At 69.1% G+C, this 16931-nt stretch carries 17 protein-coding genes; 10 read left to right on the forward strand and 7 right to left on the reverse strand.

From position 1 onward, the window contains the following. Positions 1-26: 26 nt before the first annotated feature. Complete coding sequence (gene ubiA / locus V8324_RS06065; protein WP_336419033.1) at positions 27-1001, reverse strand: 4-hydroxybenzoate octaprenyltransferase; 975 nt, start codon at positions 999-1001, stop codon at positions 27-29. 11 nt (positions 1002-1012) lie between these two features. On the opposite strand from ubiA, the gene V8324_RS06070 reads away from it, so the two are divergent. From V8324_RS06070 to V8324_RS06080, 3 genes are all read left to right on the forward strand, one after another. Next, the gene (locus V8324_RS06070; protein ID WP_336419034.1) at positions 1013-1738 is read left to right on the forward strand and encodes a 16S rRNA (uracil(1498)-N(3))-methyltransferase; all 726 of its coding nucleotides are present in this window, start codon (positions 1013-1015) and stop codon (positions 1736-1738) included. Then, positions 1735-2262, forward strand: a complete 528-nt coding sequence (locus V8324_RS06075; RefSeq protein WP_336419035.1) for a hypothetical protein — start codon at positions 1735-1737, stop codon at positions 2260-2262. Before V8324_RS06070 ends, V8324_RS06075 begins: the two co-directional genes overlap by 4 nt. Before the next feature lie 67 nt (positions 2263-2329). Continuing rightward, on the forward strand, positions 2330-3700 hold the full coding sequence (locus V8324_RS06080) for a glutamate--cysteine ligase (protein WP_336419036.1): 1371 nt from the start codon (positions 2330-2332) through the stop codon (positions 3698-3700). Between the two features lie 51 nt (positions 3701-3751). Here V8324_RS06080 and V8324_RS06085 read toward each other — a convergent pair whose 3' ends face one another. Genes V8324_RS06085 through V8324_RS06095 form a run of 3 tightly spaced genes read right to left on the reverse strand, consistent with a single transcriptional unit; the run spans position 3752 to position 6738 of the window. After that, on the reverse strand, positions 3752-3916 hold the full coding sequence (locus V8324_RS06085) for an aa3-type cytochrome c oxidase subunit IV (RefSeq protein ID WP_336419037.1): 165 nt from the start codon (positions 3914-3916) through the stop codon (positions 3752-3754). 36 nt (positions 3917-3952) lie between these two features. Continuing rightward, complete coding sequence (locus V8324_RS06090; protein WP_336419094.1) at positions 3953-5020, reverse strand: MBL fold metallo-hydrolase; 1068 nt, start codon at positions 5018-5020, stop codon at positions 3953-3955. Continuing rightward, the gene (locus tag V8324_RS06095; protein ID WP_336419038.1) at positions 5020-6738 is read right to left on the reverse strand and encodes an acyl-CoA dehydrogenase; all 1719 of its coding nucleotides are present in this window, start codon (positions 6736-6738) and stop codon (positions 5020-5022) included. The genes V8324_RS06090 and V8324_RS06095 overlap by 1 nt, the downstream gene beginning before the upstream one ends. Before the next feature lie 127 nt (positions 6739-6865). Between V8324_RS06095 and V8324_RS06100 the strand changes: the two genes are divergently transcribed. Then, complete coding sequence (locus tag V8324_RS06100; protein ID WP_336419039.1) at positions 6866-7810, forward strand: L-threonylcarbamoyladenylate synthase; 945 nt, start codon at positions 6866-6868, stop codon at positions 7808-7810. 118 nt (positions 7811-7928) lie between these two features. Here the strand turns inward: V8324_RS06100 and V8324_RS06105 are convergent, their stop codons facing one another. Together V8324_RS06105 and V8324_RS06110 are read right to left on the reverse strand one after the other, a co-directional pair. Continuing rightward, complete coding sequence (locus V8324_RS06105; RefSeq protein ID WP_336419040.1) at positions 7929-8258, reverse strand: AzlD domain-containing protein; 330 nt, start codon at positions 8256-8258, stop codon at positions 7929-7931. Next, a complete protein-coding gene (locus V8324_RS06110; protein ID WP_336419041.1) occupies positions 8255-8977 on the reverse strand; it encodes an AzlC family ABC transporter permease in 723 nt (240 codons plus the stop codon). Before V8324_RS06110 ends, V8324_RS06105 begins: the two co-directional genes overlap by 4 nt. Before the next feature lie 58 nt (positions 8978-9035). Between V8324_RS06110 and V8324_RS06115 the strand changes: the two genes are divergently transcribed. From V8324_RS06115 to V8324_RS06130, 4 genes are read left to right on the forward strand one after another with little or no spacing between them, the layout of a single operon-like run. Next, positions 9036-9926, forward strand: coding sequence for a formate dehydrogenase accessory sulfurtransferase FdhD (locus tag V8324_RS06115; RefSeq protein WP_336419095.1), 891 nt, complete (start codon positions 9036-9038; stop codon positions 9924-9926). Beyond that, the gene (gene mobA / locus V8324_RS06120) at positions 9923-10567 is read left to right on the forward strand and encodes a molybdenum cofactor guanylyltransferase MobA (RefSeq protein ID WP_336419042.1); all 645 of its coding nucleotides are present in this window, start codon (positions 9923-9925) and stop codon (positions 10565-10567) included. Before V8324_RS06115 ends, mobA begins: the two co-directional genes overlap by 4 nt. Next, on the forward strand, positions 10564-11055 hold the full coding sequence (gene mobB / locus V8324_RS06125; protein WP_336419043.1) for a molybdopterin-guanine dinucleotide biosynthesis protein B: 492 nt from the start codon (positions 10564-10566) through the stop codon (positions 11053-11055). The genes mobA and mobB overlap by 4 nt, the downstream gene beginning before the upstream one ends. Continuing rightward, the gene (locus V8324_RS06130) at positions 11052-13175 is read left to right on the forward strand and encodes a molybdopterin-binding protein (protein WP_336419044.1); all 2124 of its coding nucleotides are present in this window, start codon (positions 11052-11054) and stop codon (positions 13173-13175) included. The genes mobB and V8324_RS06130 overlap by 4 nt, the downstream gene beginning before the upstream one ends. Here V8324_RS06130 and V8324_RS06135 read toward each other — a convergent pair. Then, entirely contained in the window at positions 13145-13963 is an 819-nt protein-coding gene (locus V8324_RS06135; RefSeq protein WP_336419045.1) for a DeoR/GlpR family DNA-binding transcription regulator, read from the reverse strand. The genes V8324_RS06130 and V8324_RS06135 overlap by 31 nt on opposite strands. A 241-nt stretch (positions 13964-14204) precedes the next feature. Here V8324_RS06135 and glpD point away from each other — a divergent pair, with 241 nt between their 5' ends. Next, positions 14205-15815 (forward strand): glycerol-3-phosphate dehydrogenase, encoded by a 1611-nt coding sequence (glpD, locus tag V8324_RS06140; protein WP_336419046.1) that lies wholly within the window; start codon positions 14205-14207, stop codon positions 15813-15815. Between the two features lie 16 nt (positions 15816-15831). After that, complete coding sequence (locus tag V8324_RS06145; protein ID WP_336419047.1) at positions 15832-16920, forward strand: ABC transporter ATP-binding protein; 1089 nt, start codon at positions 15832-15834, stop codon at positions 16918-16920. Positions 16921-16931 lie beyond the last annotated feature (11 nt).

The following is a 16931-nucleotide window of genomic DNA, read 5'->3' on the forward strand; positions in this document are numbered from 1 at the left end:
CTAGGCGTGCGGCCGGGCGATATCAATCACAGCAGGAAGGCGGCGGCGAAAAACGGCACGGGCAGCAGGCCCGCGTCGCGGTTCGAGCGGAAAAGCGCCAAGAGCCCGTCGGTGTCGTCGAGATCGAGCCGGTAGAGCTGCCGCCGCATGTGCCAGCCCATCGCCAGCGGCCCGCCAAGCGCCACCACCAGCGCGAGGTCGCCGCCCTGCACCGCCAGACCGGTCGCGACGGCCATCAGCGCCACGCAGGCCAGCGCGAAGCCGCGCAGCCAGCGCGGCGAGGCGTCGCCGAAGAGCCTTGCGGTGGATTTCACCCCGATCAGCGCATCGTCCTCGGCATCCTGATGGGCGTAGATCGTGTCGTAGAACAGCGTCCACGCCATGCCCGCGAGGTAGAGGATCACCGCCGGCCACCCCAGGCTGCCCGAATGCGCCGTCCAGGCCAGCAGCGCGCCCCAGTTGAAGGCCAGCCCGAGAAAGATCTGCGGCCACCAGGTGAACCGCTTGGCGAACGGATAGATCGCCACCGGCAGCAGCGCCGCGATCCCCAGCCCGATCGCCGCCCAGTTGAAGGTCAGCAGGATGCAGAAGGCCAGAAGGGCCTGCGCCACCAGCCACGCGAACGCCCCGCGCGGCGTGACCGCCCCCGATGGGATCGGGCGCGAGGCGGTGCGCGCCACCGACCCGTCGATGTCGCGGTCGGTGATGTCGTTCCACGTGCAGCCCGCGCCGCGCATCAGCACAGCGCCCAAAGCGCAGCCCGCCGCGATCCACAGGTCGTGCCAGCCCGCGCGCCCGTCTGACAGCATCGCGAGGCTCAGCCCCCACCAGCAGGGCAGAAGCAACAGCCACGTGCCGATGGGGCGGTCGGCGCGCGACAGCCGCAGGTAGGGTCGGGCAGCATAGGGCGCCGCGCGGTCCACCCAGTTGCCGCGATAGGCGTCGGCCACCGCGCCCGCGGTCTCTGTCTGGGCCTCTGGCGTCTGGTTCTGTCCGGTCATATGTAGGCCTCATGAAAACGGCGAAGATCAGGCTCTATGTAGAGCAGCCGCTGGGGGAGGAGCAAACCGTTCCTCTGACCCGCGATCAGGCGCATTACCTTTTCGGCGTGATGCGGCAGGGCGTGGGCGACGCGGTGCTGGTCTTCAACGGATCCGATGGCGAATGGCGCGCCGAGGTGACCGAGGCCGGCAAGCGCGCCGGCACGCTGGTCGCTAAGGCACAGACCGCGCCGCAACGCGACCCGCCGGACCTGTGGCTGATCTTCGCGCCGATCAAGAAGGCGCGCACCGATTTCATCGTGGAAAAGGCCACCGAGATGGGGGCGTCGCGCATCCTGCCGGTGCAGACCGAGTTCACCAATGCCGAGCGGATCCGCCGCGACCGTCTGCAGGCGCATGCCGTCGAGGCCGCCGAGCAATGCGGCGGCACCTATGTGCCGCAGGTGGACGCGCTGCAGAAGCTTGACGCGCTGCTGTCGGACTGGCCCGGCGACCGACGCCTGATGTTCTGCGACGAGGCGCTGGCCGGAAACGGCGCCGCGCTGGGGGCTGCGCGCGGCGGCCCTTGGGCCATCCTGATCGGGCCCGAGGGCGGGTTCTCCGATGCCGAGCGTACGCGGCTGGCGGCCATGCCCGACGCGCATCCCGTGGCGCTGGGCCCGCGCGTGTTGCGGGCCGACACCGCGGCGGTCGCAGCCCTCACTGTCTGGCAGCAGGCGCTGGGGGACTGGTCATGAGCTTCATCCGGCCACAGGCGCGCGCCGCGCTCTGGCGCTGGCGCGAGGCGCTGTCGGGTACCGGTCTGGCCGCGCTCGGGCTGTGGTGGGTGCTGGGCCTCGGCGGCCTTCTGCACTGGCTGGGTTACGCGGTGCTGATCATTGCCGGCGCGGTGCTGGTGATGGGCGTGCAGCGCGCGCGGTTCCGCAACGGCGCCGGCGGCCCCGGCGTGGTGCGCGTGGACGAGGGGCAGGTGGCCTATTTCGGCCCGCTGACCGGCGGCGTCGTGGCGATCCGCGATCTCGACAGCCTGACGCTTGACCCGTCGGGGCATCCCGCGCATTGGGTGCTCAGCCAGCGCGGCGCGCCCGATCTGCACATTCCCGTGAATGCCGAAGGGGCCGAGGCGCTGTTCGATGCCTTCGCCGCCTTGCCCGGCCTGCGCACCGAGCACATGCTGGCGCAGATGCGGCGCCTGCCGGACTACCCCACGGTGATCTGGCAGAAGGTTTCGCCGGTGACCTCAGCCATCCGGCTGCATTGACACCACCCGATTATGCGGCCAACTGTGCGCGTCAGAAAAGATGCGTGCAGGATCAGGAGGCCCGACCATGTCCATCCCTCAGACCGGCGGCGGGCCGATCGAGAATCAGTCACAACTGGCCGAATACCTTGCCGCGGGCTGCAAGCCGGCCGCGGATTGGCGCATCGGCACCGAGCACGAGAAGTTCGGCTATTGCAAGGACACGCTGCTGCCGATCCCCTACGAGGGCAAGCGCAGCGTGCTGGCGGTACTGGAAGGGCTGCGCGACGCGCATGGCTGGGCGCCGGTCGAGGAGGATGGCAAGCTGATCGGCCTGGAAAAGGACGGCGCCAACGTGTCGCTGGAGCCCGGCGGCCAGCTGGAGCTGTCGGGCGCACCTTTGGAGAATATCCACCAGACCTGCAACGAGGTGAACATCCATCTTGCCGAGGTCGAGGACGTGGCCGACAAGGTGGGCGTCGGCTTCATCGGGCTGGGGGCGGCCCCGATCTGGACGCATGACCAGATGCCGATGATGCCCAAGGGCCGCTACAAGCTGATGGACCGCTACATGCAGCAGGTCGGCACCATGGGCCAGACGATGATGCGCCGGACCTGCACCGTGCAGGTCAATCTCGATTTCGCGTCCGAGGCGGACATGGTGCAGAAGCTGCGCGTGGCGCTGGCGCTGCAGCCGGTGGCCACCGCGCTGTTCGCCAATTCGCCGTTTCTGGATGGCAAGCCAAACGGCCACAAGTCGTGGCGCGCGCGGGTGTGGCGCGATCTCGACCCCGACCGCACGGGTATGCTGCCATTCGTGTTCGAGGACGGGTTCGGGTTCGAGGCCTATGCCGACTACGCGCTCGATGTGCCGATGTATTTCGTCTATCGCGACGGGCGCTATATCGACGCGCTGGGCCAGTCGTTCCGGGATTTCCTGTGCGGCGAGTTGCCGGCGCTGCCAGGCGAGAAGCCGACGCTGTCGGACTGGGCCGATCACCTGACCACCATCTTCCCCGAGGCGCGGATCAAGAAATTCATGGAGATGCGCGGCGCTGATGGCGGCCCGTGGCGCCGGTTATGCGCGCTGCCGGCCTTCTGGGTGGGGCTGATGTATGACCAGAGTGCCCTCGATGCGGCGTGGGATCTTGCGAAGGGCTGGGATGCCGAGACCCGCGATGCGCTGCGCGTGGCCGCCAGTGTCGACGGGTTGCAGGCCGAGGTCGGCGAGATCCGCATGGAGCGGCTGGCGCGCGAGGTGCTGGATATCTCCGAGGCGGGGTTGGCGGCGCGGGCGCGGTCCGGCAGCGGCGGGATGATCCCCGACGAGACGCATTTCCTTGGCGCGCTGCGCGAAAGCGTCGAGACCGGCAAGACCCCCGCCGACGAGCTGCTTGAGGCCTATCACGGCCGCTGGCAGGGCGACCTGACGCGCATCTACGAGGAATTCAGCTACTGAGCGGTCCCTGACCACCGCCGGATTACCGCGCCGACGGCGCGCGCGGGACCCTCAGGCGCCGATCATCGCGATGACGACCAGGATCACGATGATCGTGACCACCGACCAGGTCACGGCCTTCACGAATCCCTCGAAGGTCTTTTCCTGCGTCTCGATGTTCATCTTGCCGGGGGTCTCGTCTTTCATGTTCTTTTGTCCTTCGTCGTCGTCAGCCATCTCCGGTCCTTTCGCTACGCCATTTTCTCGGGGCTGTCACGCGCCAAGCGCGGGCCGCGCGGCGGCGTCGCGCATCTGCCACAGGACCGCGCCGTCATCGCGCCGCCGGCGGGTGACCTCGCCCGCGTGATGCAGGTGGTTGAGATGGGCCACAGCCTCGACCAGCGCCAGCCCGTAGCTGCCGCGATCCACGCGGCGCCGGAAGAGCAGCGGGAAGCAGTCGGCGGCGGTGCGCGGCCGGGCAAGAAAGCCGCGCAGCCGGTCGAGGGCCGAAACGTGGTTCTCGGCCAGTTGCGCAATGCGCAGCGGCAGCCCGGTGAAGGGCAGCTTGTGGCCCGGCAGCACCAAGTGGCCGTCATGCGCGTGCCGGGCCAGCCGGTCGCAGGCCGCCAGCCAGTCGGCCAGCGGATCGGCCTCGGGTTCTGTCGGGTAGACGCCGATATTGGGGCTGATGCCGGGCAGGATCTGGTCGCCGGCGATCACCAGGTCGTCGTCGCGGGACCACAGCGTGACATGCTCTGCCGCGTGGCCGCCGCCCATGCGCACGTCCCAGTCGCGGCCGCCGGCGCGGATCACCTCGCCCTCCTGCATCCGCCGGTAGCCGACGGGAAGCGGCGCGCAGACATCGGCGAAATTGAAGGGGCGTTCGCGCTGACGCTCTGCGAGGATGTCCTTGTCCATGCCGCCGGCGCGCCAGAACGCGACCGCCTGCGGCGTTGGGCGGTCTTCGACATCGAGGATCAGCATTCGCGCCATCAGCCAGCTTGTCCGCGACGCCCAGAGACCCGCGCCGAAGCGGTCCATGATCCAGCCCGCCATGCCGACATGGTCGGGGTGGTGATGGGTGGCGATCACGCGGGCGATTGGCCGGGCCTGCAGGGGTCCGGCGAGGATGTCCTGCCACAGCGCCACGCTGCGTTTCGAGTGGATGCCGGTATCGATCAGCGTCCAGCTGTCGCCATCGTCGAGCGCGTAGACATTGACGTGATCGAGCATCATCGGCAGCGGCAGCCGCAGCCACAGCACACCGGGGGACACTTCCGTTGCCGTGCCGGGGTCGGGCGGTTCGGGCCACGGGTGGCGCAGGAATTCGCCGCCATCCATCACGCCGCGAAATCCTCGGCCGTCAGCGCGTAGAGGTCGTCGGCCCCTGCCGTGGCATGCGCCAGATGCCCGGCATGTTCGGGCAGAAGCCGGGTGATGTAGAACCGCGCCAGTCGCGTACGGGCGCCATCGCCGCCCTCGGCGCGGGCCGCGCCGAGATGGTAATGCCCGCCGAGCACCCGCGCGAAGCCGCGCAGGTAGGGCATCGCGCCGGCGAAACGCTGGGTCATGTCCTCGTGCCCGAGCATCCAGTCGGTCGCCTCGCGCAGCGTCTCGGCGGCCTGCCAGACGGCATCGGCCAGCACCGGGAGATCCTCGCGCGCGGCCTCGGCCGCCGCCTGCACCTCGTCGATGAGCGCGAAGGCGGCCTCGCCCCCGTCCGCAAGCTTGCGCCCGACCAGATCCATCGCCTGGATGCCGTTGGTGCCCTCGTATATCGCGGTGACGCGCACGTCGCGCAGGTATTGCGCGGCGCCCGTTTCCTCGATGTAGCCCATGCCGCCATGCAGTTGCAGCCCGGTATTGGCCACGGCCATGCCCGTCTCGGTGCCGCAGACCTTGGCGATCGGGGTCAGCAACGCGGCCCGCGCGGCCGCCGTTTTGGTGCCGGTGGCGGTTTCCATGTCGATCGCCTGCGCGCAGGCCAGCGCGATGGCGCGGGCCGCGAAGATCTCGGATTTCATGCCGGCCAGCATGCGGCGCACATTGGCGTGGCCGATGATCGTGTCGGGATTTTCCGGGTCCGGCGTGCGGCCCTGCTTGCGATCCTGCGCGAAGGCCAGCGCGTGCTGATACGCGGCCTCGGCCACGCCGACACCCTGGCCGCCCACGCCGAGGCGGGCATTGTTCATCATCGTGAACATCGCGCGCATGCCCTGATGCGGCGCGCCGATCAGCCAGCCGGTGGCGCCGTCATACTGCATCACGCAGGTGGGGCTGCCATGCAGGCCCATCTTGTGCTCGAGGCTGACCACCTTGATCTCGTTGCGCAGGCCCGGCGTGCCGTCCGCGTCGGGGATGAATTTCGGCACCAGAAAGAGGCTGATCCCCTTTGTCCCCGGTGCGGCGTCGGGCAGGCGCGCCAGCACCAGGTGGCAGATATTCTCGGTCATGTCGTGATCGCCCCACGAGATGTAGACCTTCTGCCCGGTGATCGCGTAGGTGCCGTCGCCTTGATCCTCGGCGCGGGTGCGCAGCGCGCCAACGTCCGAGCCCGCCTGCGGCTCTGTCAGGTTCATCGTGCCGGTCCAGTCGCCGCTGACCAGCTTGGGCAGGTAGAGATCCTTGATCGCGTCCGAGGCGTGATGCTCCAGCGCCTCGATCTGGCCCTGGGTCATCAGCGGGGCCAGTTGCAGCGACAGGCAGGCCGAGGACATCATCTCGTTGACGGCCGTCGTCAGCGTCATCGGCAGGCCCATGCCGCCGTGATCGGGATGCGCGCTGATCGACACCCAGCCGCCCTCTGCGATGGCGCGGTAGCCGTCGGCAAAGCCGGGCGCCGTACGCACGACGCCATTTTCCAGCCGCGCGGGGTTGAGATCGCCGGGGCGTTGCAGCGGGTAGAGCACCTCTTCGCACATGCGCGCGGCCTCGGTCAGGATCGCCGCCGTCGTGTCGGGCGTCGCCTCGGCGAAGCGGTCCGTGGCGGCGACCTCGGCCAGACCGATGACGTGGTCGCACAGGAACTGGTAATCTTCGACGGGGGCGCGATAGGGCATGGACCTCTCCTGATGCAAAGGGGGACCTTGGCAACGTCGCCGCCTCCCCTTAGAGCGTATCGTCGGGTAAGAGGGTAATCAACCGCGGCGGCGCTTCAACCGCAACGCCGCGTCAGAGGGGCCGGAATTGGTGACGACGCAGGTTTTGGGCGGGGATGCGGCCGGCTACGCGGCCGCCGCCGCGATCTGGCGCGCGGGCGGGCTGGTGGCCTTTCCGACCGAGACGGTCTACGGGCTGGGCGCCGATGCGCGCGACGATCGGGCCGTGGCGCGGATCTTCGAGGCCAAGGCGCGGCCGCGCTTCAACCCGCTGATCGTGCATGTCGCGAGCGTCGCGGCGGCGCAGGCGTATGTCACGTGGTCGGACGCGGCGGAGACCGTGGCGCGCGCGTTCTGGCCGGGGCCGCTGACGCTGGTGCTGCCGCTGCGCGAGGGATCGGCCCTGTCGCCGCTGGTGACCGCCGATCTGCCGACGCTGGCGGTGCGGGTGCCGGGCCATCCGGTGGCCCGCGCGTTGCTGGAGGTGTTCGGCGGGCCGGTCGCCGCCCCTTCGGCCAACCCGTCGGGGCGGCTCAGCCCGACCGAACCGGGCCATGTGCTGGCCGGTCTGGACGGGCGCATCAAGGCGGTGGTCGATGGCGGCGTCTGCCCGGTGGGGGTGGAATCCACCATTCTGGGCCTTGCGGGCGACCCGGTGCTGCTGCGCCCCGGCGGCGTGCCGGTCGAGGCGCTGGAAGCGGTGCTGGGCCGGCCGGTCGGGACAAGCGGCGCGGATGAGGGCCTGAGCGCGCCCGGCCAGATGCGGTCGCATTACGCGCCGGGCGTGCCGGTGCGGCTGGGGGCCCGCGCGCCACGCGGCGGCGAGGCGATGCTGGGCTTCGGCGCGGTCGAGGCCGATCTGAACCTGTCGCCCGCTGGCGATCTGACCGAGGCGGCGGCGAACCTCTTTCACCACCTGCATGCGCTGGACCGGCTGGGGGCGAGGGGGATCGCGGTGTCGCCGATTCCCGAACAGGGCCTCGGCCGGGCGATCAACGACCGGCTGCGGCGCGCGGCCGCGCCACGAGGATAAGATAGGGGGCTCCGCCCGCTTGTAGGTTTGGGGGCTCCGCCCGCTTGTAGGTTTGGGGGCTCCGCCCCCGTCGCGCCTGCGGCGCGACACCCCCGGAGTATTTATGGAAAGATGAAGATCAGCCGGTAAGGGCGAGGCCGCCATAGAGCGTCAGCGCGCCCAGCAGGATGGCGACGATCATGTTGCGCAGGAAATATCCCGCGGCGAGCGTGACAACGGCCGCGGCCATGCGCGGCGCGTCCAGGCTGCCGCCGGTGGCCGCGGGCCAGACCACCAGCGGGGCGACCAGCCCCGGCAGCACCGCGACCGCGGTGTAGCGCAGGTGGCGCAGGACCCATGCCGGCAGCGGGCGGTCGCCCACGAGGCCGGTGAAGACGAAGCGCAGCGCGAAACTGCCAAGGCCCAGCCCGATGATGACCACCCAGAGATCGATTGTGTCGATGCTCATGGGCCCGCCCCGGCGGCGCGGCGTTCGAGCACGACCTCGACGCGGGCGCCGGTCGTCATGCCCGCGAGCCCCGCGACCAGCAGCCCGAGATTATAGGGCAGCCCCGCGAAGACCAGCGCCACGGTCACCGACACGAAGGCCGCCGCGAGATGCGCGGGGGTACGCAGCATCGGGCCGATCATCGCCAGGAACGTGATCGGCAGCGCGAAGTCGAGCGCCAGCCCGCCGGGGATCTTCGCGCCGACCAGCGCGCCGACCAGCGTGAAGGCATACCACATCGGGCAGATCGGTGTGACCACGCCGAAGAAATACGTCAGGCGACGCGAGATGTCCCAATGGGGGTTCCGCTCGAACTTGACGATGGCGCAGGCATAGCTTTGATCGACGGTGAAATAGGCGGCGAGCGCGCGCTGCCCGAGGCTTGCCTGCCCGAGCCACGGTGTGAGCGAGGCCGAGTACATCGCCATGCGCAGGTTCACCGCCAGCGCCGAGACGAGGGCGATCACGGTGGGCGCGCCATCGGTCAGCAGTTGCAGCGCGGTGAACTGCGCGGCGCCGGCGATGACCAGAACAGAAAAGCTGAGCGTCTCGAACACGTTGAGGCCGGCCTCGGTGGCCACGACGCCGAAAAGCAGCGAGAACGGCACGATCACCAGGATGAAGGGCGCGCCGTCGCGGACGCCTTGCCAATAGACCGATTTGGTGGTTTCTGTCGTCACCGGGCCGCCCTTCGAGGATTGTGCTTGCCCGAGGTCGCCTATCCAATGCGAGGAGGAGATTCAATTGGCCACCCGCGACACCCCCTCCGACTACCTGATCGCCCCCGATCCCGACGCGCCGCGGCTGACGCGCGTGGTCGAGGGGGTCGATCACGAGGGCGCGCGCACCGAGCTGTCGGTGGTCGAGGAACGCCCGCTGACCATCTTCCTCAACGGGCAGGAGATCGTGACGGCGATGACCATCGGCGATTACCCCGATTATCTGGCCCTTGGTTTTCTGCGCAACCAGGGGATGCTGGGCGCCGACGAGACGGTACGCGGCGTGGATTATGACGACGATCTCGAGACGGTCGTGGTGCGCACCGACGCGCAGACCTCCTACGAGGAGAAGCTGAAGAAGAAGACCCGCACGAGCGGCTGCGCCGTGGGCACGGTCTTCGGCGACATGATGGAGGGGCTGGAGGCCGTGACCCTGCCGAAGGTGGAGGTTCGGACCTCGGACCTTTATGCGTTGGCCGCCACGATCAACCGCACGCCGTCGCTGTATTTGGCCGCCGGCGCGATCCACGGCACGGTGCTGTGCGAAGGATCCCGTCCGCTGGTCTACATGGAGGATGTGGGCCGGCACAACGCGGTCGACAAGATCGCCGGCTGGATGTTCAGCGAGGGAGTCGGCCCGGGCGACAAGACGCTTTACACCACCGGGCGGCTGACCTCGGAGATGGTGATCAAGACGGCGCTGATGGGCATCCCGGTGCTTGCCTCGCGGTCGGGTTTCACCGCCTGGGGGGTGGAGATCGCGCGCGAGGTGGGCCTCACGCTGATCGGGCGGCTGCGCGGGCGGCGCTTTGTTTGCCTTGCCGGCGAGGACCGCCTGCTGCGCGACGCCGACCCGGGCAGCGTGGCCGAGGAGAGCCCCAAGGCCCGCCGCAAGAGCGCGCGGGAATGACCGCGCCGCCGAGCGTTCCAGTCGGTGTGATCCTGGCCGGTGGGCAGGCCACGCGGATGGGCGGCGGTGACAAGGCGCTGTTGTCCTTGGGCGACGCAACCATCCTCGATAGCGTGATTGCCCGGCTGGCGCCGCAGGTTGGGGCGCTGGCGCTCAACGCCAATGGCGAGGCGGCGCGGTTCGCGTGTCTCGGTCTGCCGGTGATCCCCGATCCGATCGAAGGCTTCGCCGGGCCGCTGGCCGGGGTTCTCGCCGGGCTCGACTGGGCGGCGGGGGAAGGCGACGAAACGATCGTGACGGTGGCCGGCGACACGCCGTTTTTCCCGCGCGACCTTGTGGCGCGGCTGCAAGCCGAGGCGGCGGGCATGACGCATCCGCTGGTGCTGGCCGCGACGCCGCGCGGCGTCGAGGAGACCAAGTCGATGAGCGCCGGCGGCCGGGTGCGGCATCCCACCTTTGGCCTGTGGCCGGTCGGCTTGCGCGACGATCTGCGCGCGGCGCTGGAGGGCGGGGTGCGCAAGGTCGTGCAGTGGACCGAGAAGCACGCGGGGCGCGAGGCGCTGTTCGAGGACGCGGACGCGTTCTTCAACGTCAACACGCCCGAGGACCTGGAGCGCGCGCGCCGGAGGGCCGGGGCGTGAGGCTTTACGGGGTGACGGGTTGGAAGAATGCCGGCAAGACCGGGCTGATGGAACGGCTGGTGGCAGAGATCGCGGGGCGCGGGTTTTCCGTCTCGACCGTCAAGCACGCGCATCACAGCTTCGACGTGGATCACCCCGGCAAGGACAGCCACCGGCACCGGGTGGCCGGGGCGCGCGAGGTGCTTCTGGCCTCGCGCAACCGGTTCGCGCTGATGCACGAGATGCGCGGCGCGGCGGAATGGCCGCTGGAGGCGTTGCTGGAGATGCTCGCGCCTGTCGACCTGGTGCTGATCGAGGGCTACAAGCGCGACAGTCATCCCAAGATCGAGGCGTTCCGGGCCGAGACAGGGCAGCCGCTGATCGCGCCGGGTGATCCGACGATCCGGGCGGTGGCGGCCGATTGCACGCTGGATCTCGACCGGCCGGTCTTCGATCTCGACGACACGGGGCGCATCGCGGATTTCATTGTTGGTGAGGTCGGGCTGTGATCGGGTTCGAGAGTTTTCTGGTGGTGGACTGGTCGGCGGCGAGCACGCGCCCGCCTGCCGCACCGTCGGCCAACGCAATCTGGATGGGGCTTGTCCGCGGCGGGGTCGAGGCCGAGCCGGTCTATTGCCGCAGCCGGATCGAGGCAGAGGGGCGCATTGCGCAGTTGATCGCCGAGGAACGAGCGGCCGGGCGGCGGCTGCTGGCCGCGTTCGATTTTCCCTTCGGCTATCCGCGCGGCGTGGCGCGGGCGATCACCGGGTCGGATGATCCGCTGGTTCTGTGGGACTGGCTGGCGGCGCGCGTCAAAGATGCCGAGAGCGGCGCGAACAACCGCTTCCAAGTGGCCGAGGCGATGAACGCGGCCTTCGAAGGGCCGGGGCCGTTCTGGGGCAAGACGCATGCAGACCGCTGGCCGGGCATACCCTATCGCAAGGACCGTATCACCTTCGACTTGGTCGCGGAAAAGCGCGCCTGCGACCTGGCCGCGAAGACCTCGAGCAGTTGTTTTCAGCTATGCTACAATCCCACTGTGGGCAGCCAAGCGCTGATGGGGCTGCCGATGCTGGCGCGGCTGCGGCGGCTGGACGGCGTCTCGGTCTGGCCGTTCGAGGCGTGGCAGGACTCGCCCGTCGTGCTGGCCGAGATCTGGCCCGGTGTCATCGAGGGCGCCGTCAGGGACGCGACGGCGCAGGGCGGTACGATCCGGGATCGTGAGCAGGTGCGGCTGTTGGCGCGGGCGCTGTCGCGGCTGCCGGCGGACGACCTTGCGGACATGGTGAGCGACCTGCCGCAAGAGGCGCGCGAGGAAGGCTGGGTGCTGGGGGCCGGACATGCGGAGGAGTTGATTGCCGCCTGTGACGAGCCCCTGAGCCCACCGCCCTTGCGCGACGATTGCTTCGCGCTGCCGGCGGGTGTGGACTGGACGCCGGTTGAAGATGCGCTGGCAATGCTGCGCGACCGGCTGCACGCAGTCGTGGGCCAGGAAGCGGTGCCGCTGGGGCAGGCGGCGGGCCGCGTGCTGGCCGCCCCGGTGGTGGCGCGCCGCGCCAATCCGCCCGAGGCGAACACGGCGGTCGATGGCTACGGCTTTGCGTATGCGAGCCTTGGTGCGGGGGACCAGGTTCTGCCGCTGCTCGCGGGACGCGCCGCCGCGGGGGCGCCCTTCGAGGGCACCTTGCCGCCGGGCCACGCGGTCCGGGTGCTGACCGGGGCAGCACTTCCCGAGGGCGTGGATACCGTGATCCTGCAGGAGGACGTGACGGAACGTGCGGGCCGCATCGCCTTTCGCGGCGGCTTGAAGCGTGGCGCGAACACGCGTCGCGCCGGCGAGGATGTCGGCGCGGGCGATACCGTGCTGAAGCCGGGCCGGGTGCTGACTCCGGCCGACCTGGCGCTGTGTGCCGCGGTTGGCGTGGCCGAGTTGCGCGTGCACGCGCGGTTGCGGGTCGCGGTGATCTCGACCGGCGACGAGCTGGTCGACCCGGGCGAGACCGCGCGCGCGGGCCAGATATATGACGCGAACCGCCCGATGCTGACGGAACTGGTGAACCGTATGGGCTACGAGGCCATCGATCTGGGGCGCGTGGCGGACGACCGCGACGAATTGCGCGCGCGGCTGGACCGCGGGGCGCGGCAGGCGGACGTGATCCTGACCTCCGGCGGGGCCTCGTCGGGCGACGAGGATCACGTCTCGGCGCTTCTGAACGAGGCGGGCGCGATGGCCGAGTGGCGCATCGCGCTGAAGCCCGGACGCCCGCTGGCACTGGGGCTTTGGGGCGGGGTGCCGGTCTTCGGCCTGCCGGGCAACCCGGTGGCGGCCCTCGTCTGCACGCTGATCTTCGCGCGGCCCGCCATGTCCGTGCTGTCGGGCGCGGGCTGGTCCGTGCCGCAGGGTTTCGACGTGCCCGCCGGGTTCACGAAGTCGAAGAAACCCGGGCGGCGCGAATACCTGCGCGCGCGGATGCGGGAGGGGCGCGCCGAGGTCTTTGCCTCTGAAGGGTCTGGGCGGATCAGCGGGCTTTCTTGGGCCGAGGGGTTGGTGGAACTGGCCGAGGGCGCGGCCGAGATCGCGCCCGGCGACCCCGTGCGCTATATCCCGTTCGGCAGTTTCCTGGGCTGAACCCGTTCGGGGGCTCTGCCCCCGTCGCCCGTGGCGACATGCACGCCGGTGTTCCACGCGGCGCAGCGGTCGGTGAGGCGGGCGGGCAGCGGCGCGTCGGTGAAGATCCGGTCGACATCGCGCACCGAGCCGATGCGCACCGGCGCGCTGCGCTGGAATTTCGAGTGATCGGCCACGAGGAACACCTCGCGCGAGCGGTTGAGCAGGGTCTGGCCGACGACGACCTCCTGGATGTCGAAATCGAGCATGTCGCCATCCTCGTCGAGCGCCGAACAACCCAGGATTGCGTGATCGAACTTGAAATTCTCGATGCTGCGCGCCGTGAGGTGGCCGACCAGCCCCTGGTCGGCGCGGCGTAACGCCCCGCCGGCGACGATGATCTCGCAATCGGCATTGGCCAGCAGGATCTGCGCCACGTTGATGTTGTTGGTCACAACCATCAGGTTGCGGTGATCCATCAATTCCCGCGCGACCGCCTCGGTCGTCGTGCCGATATCGAGAAAGAGCGAGGCGTCGTCGGGAATCGCCGCGGCGCAGGCGCGGGCGATGGCGAGCTTGCCGGGCTCGTTCAGGCGGCGGCGTTCCTCGTAGAGGATGTTGGAGACACCCGAGGGCAGGATCGCGCCGCCATGCACGCGTTCGAGCTTGCCGGCATTGGCCAGTTCGGTGAGATCGCGGCGGATGGTCTGGACGGTGACATCGAAACGCTCGGCGAGGTTCTCGACCGTCACCTTGCCCTCGATGCGCGCGATCTCGAGAATGTCGGGCAGGCGGAAGGTTTGCGACATGGTAGGGTCCGATCGTTATCCGTTCGAGTATGTTCGTTTCGGTTCCATGCGCAAGCCCCGTCTTCGCTGCGATGCAGCGCGGATTCGGCATGAATGCTGCGATTGCAAAGGGATTTCTGCGCGCGCGAAGATGTGCGCGCCGTAGGCTTTTGCCCGCAAAGGGAAAGAAAACGAACATTTGCCTTGACCCCGCGCGGTGAAACATGCTTCGTTTCGGTGCGAAGCCAAGGGAGGGGCCTGCGTGACGGAGACCGTGCAAGACAGCGTCGTCGATCTGTTCGTCATCGGTGGCGGCATCAACGGCTGCGGCATCGCGCGTGACGCCGCGGGCCGGGGGCTGACCGTCGATCTGGCCGAGATGCACGATCTGGCCAGTGCCACGTCCTCGGCCTCGACCAAGCTGTTTCATGGCGGGCTGCGCTACCTCGAATATTTCGAGATCCGGCTGGTGCGTGAGGCGCTGATCGAGCGCGAGACGCTGTTGCGGGCCATGCCGCATATCAGCTGGCCGATGCGCTTCGTGCTGCCCTATCACAGTGACATGCGGTTCGAGGGCGAGACGCCGACCTCGCGCATCCTGAACGTCGTGATGCCGTGGATGAAGGGGCGGCGCCCCGCATGGCTGATCCGGCTGGGTCTTTTTCTGTACGACCATTTGGGCGGGCGCAAGATCCTGCCCGCGACCGCGACGCTGGATCTGCGGCAGGCGCCCGAGGGTGCGCCGCTGCAGGACAAGTTCGAGCGCGCGTTCGAATATTCCGATTGCTGGATCGAGGACAGCCGGCTGGTGGTGCTGAACGCCCGCGACGCCGAGCGGCGCGGCGCGCGCATCCGGGTACGGACGCGCGTGCGATCCGCCGAGCGGGCGGGCGATCTGTGGCAGGTTGTGCTGGAGGATGCGGTTACCGGCGAGACCGAGACCGTTCGCGCCCGCGCGCTGGTCAATGCCGGGGGGCCGTGGGTGAAGGACGTGATTGCCAACACGCTGCGGATGAATTCCAGCGAGGGCGTGCGGCTGGTGCGCGGCAGCCATATCGTGACGCGCAAGCTTTACGATCACGACAAGTGCTACTTCTTTCAAGGCGGTGACGGGCGGATCATTTTCGCCATTCCCTACGAGGGAGAGTTCACCTTGCTGGGCACCACCGATGCCGAGCATACCGATGCCCATGTCCCGCCCGAATGTACCGATGAGGAGGCCGCGTATCTGTGCAACTTTGCCAGCCAGTATTTCAAGCGCCCGGTGACCCGTGACGACATCGTCTGGAGCTATTCCGGCGTCCGGCCGCTTTACGATGACGGCGCGAAATCGGCGACTGCGGCGACCCGTGACTACGTGTTGTCCTTGAGCGAGGAGCGCGGCGCGCCGCTGCTCAACGTGTTCGGCGGCAAGATCACCACCTATCGCAAGCTGGCCGAGGCCGCGTTGGCGCGGCTGGTGCCGCATTTCGAGCGCGCCGGCCCGGCCTGGACCGCGGGTGTGGCGTTGCCCGGCGGGGATTTCGCCGTTGACGGGGTGGACCGGCTGGTGAAGGATTTGCGGGCGGCGCATCCGTTCCTGTCCGAGGCCTGGGCGCGGCGGCTGGTGCGGGCCTATGGCACGGATGCGGCACGTTTGCTGGAGGGGGCAACCGCCGCGTCGGATCTGGGCCCGGAATTCGGCGCGACGCTGACCGGGGCCGAGGTACGCTGGCAGATGGAACACGAATTCGCGCAGGAGGGCGCGGATGTCGTGTGGCGTCGCACGCGGCTGGGGCTGAAGATGACCCAAGCGCAGATCGCGGCGCTGGAGACGTGGATGCGGCAGCAGCGGGAGGCGCAGAGCGCGGCCCCGCGCGCCGCCAGGGGATGAGCGAGGCGAGGAACGCATGACGCTGACATTGGAGGGGGTGTCGAAGGTCGCAGGCGGCGAGGTGCATATCCACCCCACCGACCTGACGCTGGAGGCGGGCACGATGAACGTGCTGCTCGGTCCGACGCTGGCGGGCAAGACGTCGCTGATGCGGCTGATGGCCGGCCTCGACGCGCCCAAGACGGGGCGCATCCTGTGGCAGGGCAAGGATGTGACCGGCATGCGCGTGCAGGACCGCGCCGTGGCGATGGTCTATCAGCAGTTCATCAACTACCCGTCGATGAGCGTCTACGACAACATTGCCTCGCCGATGAAGCTGTCGGGCAAGTCGGCCGCCGAGATCGACGCGGCGGTGCGCAACACCGCCGACCTGATGCAACTGTCGCCGATGCTGGACCGCCGCCCGCTGGAATTGTCGGGGGGCCAGCAGCAGCGCTGCGCGCTGGCGCGCGCGCTGGTCAAGGATGCCGGACTGGTCCTGCTGGACGAGCCGCTGGCCAATCTCGACTACAAGCTGCGCGAGGAATTGCGCGCCGAGATCCCGAAGATCTTCGAGGCCGCGGGCAGTATCTTCGTCTATGCCACCACCGAACCGGAAGAGGCCCTCTTGCTGGGCGGCAACACCGCGACCTTGTGGGAGGGGCGGATCACGCAGTTCGGCCCCACGCCGCGCGTCTACCGAGAGCCCGCCGACGCCACCACAGCGCGGGTGTTCAGCGATCCGCCGATGAACTTCCTGCCGGTGACCAAGGCGGGCGCGCGGATCGCCTTCGGCGACGGACAATCCGCGGCTGGTGTCGGCCCGCTGGCCGATCTCGCCGATGGCGATTACCTCGCGGGGTTCCGGCCCAACCATCTCGAGCTCGAGGCGCGAGACTCCGGCGTGATGGCGTTCGACACAACGTTGAGCGTCACCGAGATCACCGGATCGGAAACCTTCGTGCATCTCGATCATCATGGCGAGCGGTGGGTGGGGCTGATCCACGGCGTGCGCCAGTTGCAGCCGGGGATGGACCTGCGCGTCTATCTGGCCCCCGAGCATGTGTACGTCTTCGACACCGACGGCGCGCTGGTCGTCCCCGCGCCCTACGCTCAGGCGGCCTGAAGGGGGGAGAG

The organism is Roseovarius sp. D22-M7, from assembly GCF_037083785.1.
In the GTDB taxonomy this organism is placed as follows: Bacteria; Pseudomonadota; Alphaproteobacteria; order Rhodobacterales; family Rhodobacteraceae; genus Roseovarius.